We start from the raw sequence: 243 nt of genomic DNA, 5'->3' as shown, positions 1-243 counted from the left end.
TATTATTTAGTCTATTATTATGGCGCGGGATTCGTATCGCATTAGGAGCGCCAGATTTATATGGTACGTTTTTAGCAGTAGGTATTGTGGCGATGATTGCGATTCAAGTAAAGATTAATGTTGGTGTTGTAACAGGACTGATGCCTGTTACGGGTATTACCTTGCCGTTTTTAAGTTATGGTGGATCAAGTTTGACATTAATGTTAATGGCAGTAGGTGTATTATTAAATATAAGTCGCCATT

Annotated in this window: 1 protein-coding gene; it reads left to right on the top strand. The window is 37.0% G+C overall.

Annotated elements, in window-relative coordinates; translation table 11 throughout:
* Positions 1-243, top strand: a 243-nt coding sequence (locus KVT27_RS25875; RefSeq protein WP_217582304.1) for an FtsW/RodA/SpoVE family cell cycle protein, incomplete at both ends; no start/stop codon positions are given.

The sequence above is a fragment of the Lysinibacillus sp. GbtcB16 genome, assembly GCF_019091145.1.
Lineage (GTDB): Bacteria > Bacillota > Bacilli > Bacillales_A > Planococcaceae > Lysinibacillus > Lysinibacillus fusiformis.
Note: the sequence above shows the minus strand (reverse complement) of the source record. Positions and strands in the feature narration are given on the sequence as shown.